Origin of the sequence: Bifidobacterium sp. UBA6881 (assembly GCA_002451435.1) — a bacterium.
In the GTDB taxonomy this organism is placed as follows: Bacteria; Actinomycetota; Actinomycetes; order Actinomycetales; family Bifidobacteriaceae; genus Bifidobacterium.
Genome location: DKCF01000053.1, coordinates 1 through 9990 on the forward strand (window position 1 = coordinate 1; position 9990 = coordinate 9990).

Here is a 9990-nt window from a genome sequence, read left to right on the forward strand (position 1 = left end):
CTGCAGCTTGGACTTGTCGACAGCCTGTTCCTTGGCGGTCACCTTCACCGTGATCTGCGCGGCAAAGCGGTTGTCGGCGTTGGCCGTGGCGGTGATGGTCACGTCCTTGCCCGACTTGAGTGCATGCACGGTGCCATCGGCATCCACCGTCACGTATTCCGGATCCGAGGAGGTCCAAGTGACATCCTGGCTCACGGTCTTCGGCGACACGGTTGCGGAAAGCTTCGTGGACTCGCCTTCCTTGACCGTCAGCACGCCGTCGGTGATGCCGTCACCGGAAATCGCCACCGATTCGACATCGCTGACCGGCACGTTCTGCACATCGGCGGCGACCACCGGATAGAAGGTGATCTTGTCGATGTTCGGAGCGACGCCCATCGACGCGGTGCTGTCGAAGTTGCCGATTTCAATGGCGCCGCCATCAGTGGTGATGGTGGTCGAGCGGTCGAGGAAGCTCTGCGCGTTGAAGGTGAAACGGTACATGTCGCGCGCGATTTCCTTGCCGTTCTGCCTCATCTGCAGACCAAGATCGACATTCTGCTTGTCGCGTGTGTAGCTGAAGTTGATGTCGTTCGAGAACGTCACCACGGCGTTGTACGTGCCGGCTGCGAGCTTGCCCGCGGGAATGGTCAGCTTGCCGGAATTGTCGGCCAGCAGCGCATTGCCGTCGGCGTCGGTCTCCAGCCAGTGCAAACCACCCTGAACCTTGGAATGGGAAGCATCGAGCTTCTTGACGCCCAAGTCGGTCACGTATGTGCCGGTGCCGTTGGTGAAGCCGGTCGGGGACACCGTGGTGGCGCCGTCGGCAACGTCTTCCGCCTCAACGGCCACCGCGTTCTTGTCGGATTCCGCTGCGCGCTGGGTGGTAAGGCTGACGACCTTCGCGCCGTTGCCGGCAATCTGGAAGTGCGTGATGCCTTCCGGCAGTGCGGTGCGCACAACGACCTTCTGCAATCCGCCCTGCGCGGACTGCACCTTGGCCACCACAGTGCCGTTGGCGGTCAGGCTGAGCGGCGTGCCCTTGTCGGCCGTGTATTCCACAGTGACGTCGTAGTATCCGCTTTCCCAAGTGCTGGCATGCACGTCGGCGATACCGCCATTCAATGCGGCGGCACCCTTGGTGCCATCGGACCAATCGAGCGTCGCGCCGTTCTGGAAGCGGAAATCGGTGGACGGGTAGTAGGTGGTCGCGTCATCGTTCGCAGCGCCCATCTGGTACAGCATGAACTTGTCCCAGGTGTTGTTGAACTTGCTGCTCGTGGTGGCGACCTTGATGGTGTGCTTGCCGGCTTTCAGGCCCTTGAGCGTCAGCACGCCGCTACCCTGGTAGCGCCACTTCATGGAGCTGCTCGGAATCGATTGCTCGCCGGTGATGGTCATGTCGCCGACGCTCTTGCCGTCGACGGAGATCTGGTTGGTGCCGGCCACACCTTCATTGCCGCCGATTACCTCAAGACGATAATCACCATCGGCAGGCACGGTCACGGTCCAGGTGGCGGAGCGTTCGGCGTTCGAATCGTTGCCGCCGCCGACCCAACGGTTGCCGGAGGCGATCAGGTGTCCCCAGCCGCCCTGGTTCGGCTTCACATCCGCAATCGAGGTGTTGTTCAGCTCGGTGTCCTCGGCCTCGACGGTCGCTGCCCAACGGCCGCTTTCCGGAGCCTTGCCGTCCGCATCGGTGGTGTCGGTGGCGAGTGTGCGGTCCTGGTGCGGGGTGACGACCAGCTGATAGCTGGCGTAACGGTCGATGCTGGTGGTCGTCACATCCAGCGTGCCGGAGGAGATGTCGGCGTTGCTGATCACGTTGACCACGCGCGGCGTGGTGGCTGCGCCGTCGATGCCGGTATAGGCGTTCTCGCGAACCTCTACATCCACGTTGGTGCCCAACACGTCCTTGACCTTATCAAGTCCGGTCATGTGCACGGTGACGGGGATGTTGTTGCCGACCCTGCTCACGTTGCCGCCGGAGATCTGGCTGTTGGCGCCGCCGTACAGCACGGTGGCCTTCTTGTTCGTCTTGTCGATCGCGGCGATGCCCTGCAGATTGTCGACGGTGTTCTCATATGAAGAGGTGACCTTGACGGTCTGTGATCCACGCAGGTCGCCGTACCACTTGAACATCCACCAGCCGGCGTTCGCGCTGTTGGTGCCGGACATGTTGTCGGACAGGTTGCCGGACATGTTCCAGTACGCGGTCTCTGCCTGTACCTTGGTTTCCTCGAACATCGCCATCCACTGGATCAGCTGGCCAGGGGTGCCCATATCTCGCATCTCGCCGTATTCGGTGATGTTCACTCCCAGATGCGGGATGTTGAGATTGTCTTCCTGCGCCACGAACGTGTTGTAGTGGTTGCGGTAGTTCTTCAGGCTGTCTTCACCAAGCTCATGCCATACCATCACATCCGGCAGACGGTTCTTGGTCACGTCGTCGCGCTTCTGGTTGTCGCTCACATTGGCGTACTTGTCGCCGTACTGGCCACTCGCCCAGCGCAGGAAGTGCCAAGTGCGCTGCGGACGCCACGCGGAATCGCCGGGGCCGGCCAAACGGGCCTTGTCCCTGGTGATGCTCACGCCTTCCGGCAGGGATTTGGTGACGGTGGTGGCGCCTTCCGTGCCTTCAGCCACTTCCTCACCGTTCTTGTACGATACGGTGGCATTGTTCTTGTACTGCGACCACACCTTGTTGATGGTGTCGTATTCGGAATCCCAGTCCTTGAGCAGCTGCAGGAAGGTGCTGTTGTAGCCCTTGCTTTCCTGATTGTTGGTGAAGACGCTGTCGCCGGTCTTGTACCAGTTGCCTTCATCGGGCTCGTTGAATGGTAGGAAGGTCCACTGGTCGGGATTCTTCGCATTGGCGAGAACCTTGTTCATCACCAGTTCGGTGATTTCGTCATAGTCCCAGCGGCCGTTCGATTCGTTGGTGTAGGTGCCGTAGCTCGGATCGTCCACCGGCACGTCCAGCTTGTAGGAGCGGTTGTCGCTTGGACGCTTGCCCTTGTTGTAGCCCCAATCCGAGTAGTAATCCTGGATGTAGATGGCCAGTTCCTTGCCGTTGTTGTTGAAGAACGAATCCTCGACGGCCAAGGCGTCACCGCTGGCATGCTGGGTGCCGAACGGAGGCTTCTGCGAGGTGTTGTCGACGGAGGCGCCGTTGAGGATCGCATCGGTAGGGGAACCGTCGTCGCCGAGACCGTACAGTGTGCCGGAGGCGCCACCGTAGAAGTCGCCGGTTTCGGTGCCATAATCGACATTCAATGTCTGAGGGCCATTCCCCTCGGTATATTGCGCGAGCGCCGTTGAGCTTGCGCCCACGGCCAGTGACGCCATCGTGGCCGTGGCCAGCAGCGCCGCCAGTGGCTTGCGTAGATTCATCATCTCTCCTTGTCTTCTATGGTTGTGCCTGAGGTGTTTATTCTTCGGAATTCACTCCATCGGGCAAAAATCAGTGGACTTCTTTGTCGTTATGCCGAAGCGGTGGTATCGGATGCTTCGGCGGTACAACTGCTCTGTTGCGGCGTAAAAGGGTTAATAGGGGGTGATGTTGGTGATATGCAGGAAGCGCGATGCCGCAAAGTCGGCATCACGCTTCCTGATTGTTGGAGTCCGTTACTTGGTTTCGCGGATCCAGACCTGCATCTGGCCTTCCTCGCGGTTGCACCATGCGTAGTACGGAATCATGGTGAGGGTTTCGTCGCGCTCGGCGAGCGGCTCATCCACGGAGCGGTACTGGTCATCGGTCGGGGATTCGAGACGGCTGCCCTTGACCTTGAGCACCTCGACGCCATCCAGCAGATCCGGCTCGTAGGCTTCGGACACGCTGGCATCCGCGCTCATGCCGTCCAGCCACAGCGGGCCCTCGTTGTCGACCTGCTCCATGCAGAACACGATCGGGCCACGGGCCACAGCCAGCTTGCCGATGTCGGCGCGCACACGCAGCGAGGCGCGGACGCGGCGCACGGACATGTCGAGCACCAGGTGGATCTCCGTATTGGCCGCGGAAGCGTCAACGGTCACGAAGCCGTCGACCACCGGAAGCTCGACGGCTTCGCCGTTGACTTCCAGCGTGTAGTCCTTGGACCACTGCGGAATGCGGACCGCCACCTTCTTGTCCAGACCGTTCGGGTTGGACACACGGAAGGTGATGTCGCCGCTCCACGGGTATTCATCGCCGGACTGGGTCTGTTCGATGACGAAGTCGTCGCCGAACTCGGTCTTGTTGGCCACGAACTGGTGGGCGTAGACCGTCTTGCCGTCGTCCGAAACCGTGTACAGGTACTGGTCGAGGGAGGCGATCAGACGGCCCAGGTTGGCCGGGCAGCAAGCGCAGTCGAACCAGCCGGCACGACGGGTGAGGATGTGGGCCTTGGTCGGGTTGCCCTTCGAAGCGGCCGGATCGGCTTCCAGCGGGTTGACGTAGAAGTAGCGGGTGCCATCCAGCTGCACGCCCGAAAGCACGCCGTTGAAGAGTTCCTTCTCCATCACGTCGGCCACGGAACCGCGCGGCTTGGTCTCCATCAGGGACTTGCCGTAGAACAGCATGGCGACGGAGGCGCAGGTCTCGCCGTACACCAGATCGTTCGGCAGATCATCGTCGAAGCTGAAGGATTCGCCAACCTGGCAGGATCCGACGGCGCCGGTGATGTACATGCGGTGCTTGACGATGTTGGTCCACAGGCGCTCGGCGGTGTCGAGCATCTTCTGGTCGTTCAGCAGGCGGCCGACCTTGGAGACGGCTGCGGCCAAGTACAGCAGACGCACGGCGTGACCTTCGGCGTGCTGCTTGTCGAGGATCGGCTCGTCCTGCACGAAGTACTTGAGCGGCATGTGCAGGTCGGTGTAGAACTGCGGGCCACCGGCCGCATCCTGCTCGTCGAAGAACTCCGGATCGGTGCCGCGCACGCGGATGAACCAAGCGGCAAGGTCGAGCCAACGGCGTTCACCGGTTGCCTCGTACAGGCGTGCCAAGGCGAGTTCGATTTCCGGGTGTCCGTCAGGACCGTGCACCTGGCCCTCACCGTCACCGAAGTTGTGGTCGATGCAGTTCGCCACGCGCTCGGCGATGTCCAGCGCGCGCTTGGAACCGGTGACCTCGTAGTGGGCGACGGCGGCTTCGATGAAGTGGCCCATGGTGTACAGCTCATGGCTCCAGCGCAGGCCCTTGAAACGCTTCTCGGCAGGCAGATCCAGCTCGAACTTGGTATCGAGGTAGCCGTCCTTGTCCTGAGCGCCTTCGAACAGTTCGATGGCTTCGTCCACATGGGCTTCGAGCTCGTCGACGTTCAGACCGGCGTTCTTGCGGCGCAGCGCGTAGCTGGCGGCTTCGAGCCACTTCGACACGTCAGTGTCCTGGAACGGCTGTCCGGAGAACACGCCTTCCTCGCGTCCTGCGGCAATACGCAGGTTGCGCAGGGAGTGGCTGAACTGGCTGCCGTTCTCGCCCCAAGCGGCGCCTTCCGGCACGTCGACGGGCACTTCGTCGTTCAGCGCGCGCCACTGATACGGCAGCGCGTTTTCAACGGTCATGTTGAGGTATCGCGTCCAGAAACGCGACGTGATGTTCACGTTCATAGTCTGGGCTTGATTAGTCATTTCGATTCCTTTGTTGTTGTGTGCGAAAGCTCGTTAAGAAGAGACTCAGTCCTTCATACCGCTGGTCTTGATGCCTTCGGTGATGTACTTCGAGCAGCAGATGTACAGCAGTGCAGGCGGCAGAATCATCAGCATGGAGAACGCCATTTGCAGGTTCCATGCGGTCTGGTTGCCGCCACCGGCCAGCTGGAAGTTGGTCAGTGCGCCAACGGTGAGCGGCTTGTACTCATCGGAGTTGATGAAGATCAACGGCATGAAGAGCTCGTTCCACCAGAAGCTGGCGGACATGATGCCGACGGTGATGTAAATCGGCTTGCCCAGCGGGACGATGACCTTCCAGAAGGTCTGCCAACGGTTGCAGCCATCAAGCATCGCGGCCTCATCGATGGAGTCCGGAATGGACACGAAGAACTGGCGGAACAGGAAGACGTTGTACGGCTGAGCGAAGAAGCTCGGCAGGATCAACGGCCAGAAGGAGTCCAGCATGCCGAACACACGGAACATGAGGTATTCCGGAACGACGAGGGTGGCGCTCGGCACCATCATGGTCAGAATGATGATGGTGAACACGGTGTTGCGGCCGCGGAAGCGCATGCGGGCAAGCGGGTAGGCGACGATGGAGCTGGACACCAAGGTGCCGACCGTGTTGAAAACGACCAGAATCAGCGTGTTGCGCAGGTAGGTCAGATTCTTCGGATCAGAAAGCACCTGGGTGTAGTTGCTCCACTGCGGGTCGCTGGGGAACAACTCCGGCGGAAATGCGGAGATGCCGGTCAGGGTCTTGAGGGAGTTGCAGAAGATCCAGTAAATCGGGAAGAACATGAAGGCCGCGACGATGATCATCACCGCGTACTGAAGAGCCTTCATCCATTTGGGAGCGTTGTACATGATATGTGCCCTCCTTAGTTGCGATCCATGAGCTTGAACTCGACCGCGCCGATGATGGCCACGATGATGAACAGCACCACCGCGAGCGTGGAAGCTTGGCCCATATTGAAGTTCTTGAATGCCTGGTTGTAGATGTCAAGGCCGAGGACCTTGGTTGCGTCGCCCGGGCCACCGCCGGTCAACGGATACAGCAAGGTGAAAGCGCCGTTGAATGAATTGACCGTGCAGGAGACGGTGTTGAACAGCAGCATCGGTGCGATGCCCGGAATGGTGACGTGCCAGAAGCGGGTCCAGGCATTGGCGCCATCAAGGGAAGCGGCTTCGTACAGTTCCTGCGGAACATCCTTAAGCGCTGCGGAGAAGACGAGCATCTGCTGGCCGGTCTGGAAAGTGAAGACAGAGGCGTAGGCCACGACGACCCACACGAGGGTGTTGCTACCGGTCCAGTTCGGCGGGTTGGTCACGCCGATGCACTTGAGCACGTAGTTGACGATACCCAGCTGCGGGTTGAACATCAGCACCAGGCAGCCTGCCATGACGACGGACGGCATAATGGTCGGCACGTAGTAGAAGAACTGGAACAGACCCTTGAAACGGACCTTGAGGTTAAGCAGGATGGCCAGGATCAATGAGAAGAAGATGGAAATGCCGACGTTGATGATGGTGAAGACGAAGGTGACGCCGAGCGTATGTGCGAATTCGGAATCGCCGGAGAACAGGTTCTTATAGTTGTCGAGGCCTACGAACTGCGGCGTGCCAAGCATATTCCACTTGGTCAAGCTCAGAACAAAGCTGAAGATGATCGGGAACGCGCTGAAGACGAGGAAGCCGATAATCCATGGAGTAAGGAATCCCCAGCCTGCGCCAGCGTCAGACCAGCGCCTGGCTTTGGAGTTATTGGAGGTTTTTGCGGTTGACATGGGAGTGACCCTTCGATTCGATGAAAACGATGCGAATGGAAATGGGGAAAAGTAATGGTGGTCCCCGTCACGGGAAAGTCACGGGAACCACCATTGGTTTTTAGAAGGAGGATTTGGTGCCGTACGGGACGGCGGTTAGGTTACTGAGCGTTCTCAATATCCTTGTTGGCCTTGTCGACCTGGGTGGTCAGCACATCCTTCTCAGTGGTCTGACCAAGAATGTAGGCGTTGATCTGGTTGTACAGATCGAAGGTCGGGGTGGAAGCGACGGTGGTGTAGCCGAACTTGCCTTCCTCGGCGGCCTTCTCAAAGGCTTCCCAGTTGCTCGGGCCGTTCTTGCCCTGAACCTTCCAGTCACCCTTGGCGCCGATGGACTTGAGGGCGGAGATGTTGGCGTTCGCCTTCTCCAGCGCGACCTGTCCGTCTTCGCTCATCATCCACTTGATGAACTTCTTGGCCTGATCCTTGTGCTTGGAATTGGCGTTGATGGCGAAGAAGGAGGTGTGCAGGGAGTTGTAGTCCTGGCCGTTAGGAGCGGCCGGCATGGTGGCGATGTCCCAGTTGAAGTCGGCGTCCTTGTAGGTGGTGGAAATCAGCCAGCTGCCACCAAGGGTCATTGCGGCCTGTCCTGCGGCGAACAGATCGGAGACCTTGGAGCCGGAAGACGGAGCCGGCTGGGCCTTGAGCTCGTTGGTCAGCTTGTTCTGGTACTCAAGAGCGGCCTTCAGACCCTTGCCCAGGGAGAGCTTGCCGTTGTTGACGACCTTGTCGCCACCCTGGCCTGCCAAGGAGTACCACACGCCGTTGAAGGTCGGAGCGTCGGAGCCCCACTGGCTGCCGTCGGACTTGGTGAGCTTGGCCGCGGCGTTCGCGTAGTCGTCCCAAGTCCAGTCGTCGGTCGGGTAGTCGAGGCCGGCCGCGTCGAACATGTCCTTGTTGTAGTACATGAGCTCGGTAGCCATGCCCTGCGGGAAGCCGTAGGTGCCGCCGGTCTGCTTGGCGATGTCGGCCACTGCCGGCTGGAAGTCGCTTTCGTCAATGCCGAACTCGCTCGGGTCGAGCTTCTCGATGACGCCCGCCTTGGCGTAACGGACGTAATCGGCTTCCTGCAGCAGCATCACGTCAGGGGCGTTGCCGCCGGTGACCATCTGCTGGATCTTGTTGTTGTAGGAGTCTCCAGGAACCTTGAGTTCCTTGAACTTGAAGTTGGGGTTGGCCTTCTTGAACTCCTTCAGGACCGGGAAGGTGTCCCAGTAGGAGAAGGTGATCTCGCCGTCATCGCTTGAGGAGCTGTTCGAGGAACCGCAGGCAGCGGTGCCCACCAGTGTTGCAGCGGCTGCAACACCAGCGATCAAGCGAAGAACATTGCGCTTCATGTTGATGTTCATAGTGTTTCCTTTCTTCCAGCACCACGCTCGACTTCGAATGACTCAGCTTTGAGATCGTGGTTTAAGCTGTTACCTCAACAATAAAACGAACATGCTGGAATGTGCGCAATTTGCACGATGCGGAAACGTTTCCTAGAATTGCGGTATGGCTAATCGTGTGACTCTGGACGATATTGCCGTTGCCGCTCATGTTTCGAAATCGGCGGTTTCGAAGGCGCTGAACGATACCGGGCAGCTTGCGGCGCATACACGGCGGGTTATCTTGAAAACCGCCAAGGACCTTGGCTACCGCAAGCCGGTCAGCATGTCGGCGATGCATCGGCATACGGGACTTATCGGCTTGGTCTCCGCTGACCTCGAGGGAAGATTCGCTACGCCTGCGTTGACTGGCGCGGAGAACACATTGGGTACTACGAATCATGCCGTGTTGCTCACCAATTCGCGGGGTGATCCGAAGCTGGAGCGTGCGCATATCGATCAGTTGGCCGCACGTGGTGTCGATGGCTTACTGGTGTTGGGCGGCGAGACGGATGTCCGTCCGCCGATCAAGCCCAATACCGCATTGGGCATTCCCATTGTCTACGTCTATGCTCCGTCGTCCAATCCCGAGGATTGTTCGGTGACCTGCGATAACGTCAGCGCGGGACGAATGGCCATCGAGCATCTGCTCGGTCATGGTCGTCGCTACATCGCTATCATTTCCGGACCAGAACATTATCAGGCCACCAAAGACCGCCTCGCCGGAGCCCGGCAAGCGGTGGAGCACGCCGGCATACGTCTTGCGGCACCGACCCGATATGGTAGCTGGCGCGAGGATTGGGGACGCACCGCGACCCGGTTGCTGTTGGAAAGCGACGTGCACATCGACGGTATATATTGTCTGAACGATATGCTCGCGCGAGGTGCCATCGAAACCCTGCATGATTGGGACTTGCGCGTGCCCGAGGACGTCGAGGTCATCGGGCACGACAATTGGGCGGTCACCGCCACCGAATGCCGGGTGCCGATCACGTCGTTCGACAACAATCTGCAGGAAATCGGCCGTCGCGCGGCGCGTCAGCTGCTTGACGCCATCAAAGGGCGTCCGCATCGCGGCACGACGTATATCGGCTGTTCGCTGATCGTGCGCAAATCCACATCCGCATAGAAGTCCGGATGATTTGCATAGGAAGGCGTGGGGCCGGCCGCATAGGAAAACCGCCTGC

At 59.7% G+C, this 9990-nt stretch carries 6 protein-coding genes; 1 reads left to right on the forward strand and 5 read right to left on the reverse strand.

The window, feature by feature from the left end:
- The 5 genes from B3C64_RS04490 to B3C64_RS04510 all read right to left on the reverse strand — a co-directional run.
- Positions 1-3375, reverse strand: a 3375-nt coding sequence (locus B3C64_RS04490) for an Ig-like domain-containing protein (protein WP_291534023.1), incomplete at its 3' end; no start/stop codon positions are given.
- A gap of 231 nt (positions 3376-3606) precedes the next feature.
- On the reverse strand, positions 3607-5589 hold the full coding sequence (locus B3C64_RS04495; RefSeq protein ID WP_291534024.1) for a glycoside hydrolase family 127 protein: 1983 nt from the start codon (positions 5587-5589) through the stop codon (positions 3607-3609).
- A gap of 45 nt (positions 5590-5634) precedes the next feature.
- Positions 5635-6477: a carbohydrate ABC transporter permease gene (locus B3C64_RS04500; protein WP_291534025.1), complete on the reverse strand. Its 843-nt coding sequence runs from the start codon at positions 6475-6477 to the stop codon at positions 5635-5637.
- A gap of 14 nt (positions 6478-6491) precedes the next feature.
- Positions 6492-7397 carry a carbohydrate ABC transporter permease gene (locus tag B3C64_RS04505; RefSeq protein WP_291534026.1) on the reverse strand — a complete coding sequence of 302 codons (906 nt, stop codon included), beginning with the start codon at positions 7395-7397 and terminating at the stop codon, positions 6492-6494.
- 140 nt (positions 7398-7537) lie between these two features.
- Positions 7538-8785, reverse strand: coding sequence for an ABC transporter substrate-binding protein (locus tag B3C64_RS04510; RefSeq protein ID WP_291534027.1), 1248 nt, complete (start codon positions 8783-8785; stop codon positions 7538-7540).
- Between the two features lie 145 nt (positions 8786-8930).
- Here B3C64_RS04510 and B3C64_RS04515 point away from each other — a divergent pair, with 145 nt between their 5' ends.
- Positions 8931-9932: a LacI family DNA-binding transcriptional regulator gene (locus tag B3C64_RS04515; protein WP_291534029.1), complete on the forward strand. Its 1002-nt coding sequence runs from the start codon at positions 8931-8933 to the stop codon at positions 9930-9932.
- The last annotated feature ends 58 nt before the right edge of the window (positions 9933-9990 follow it).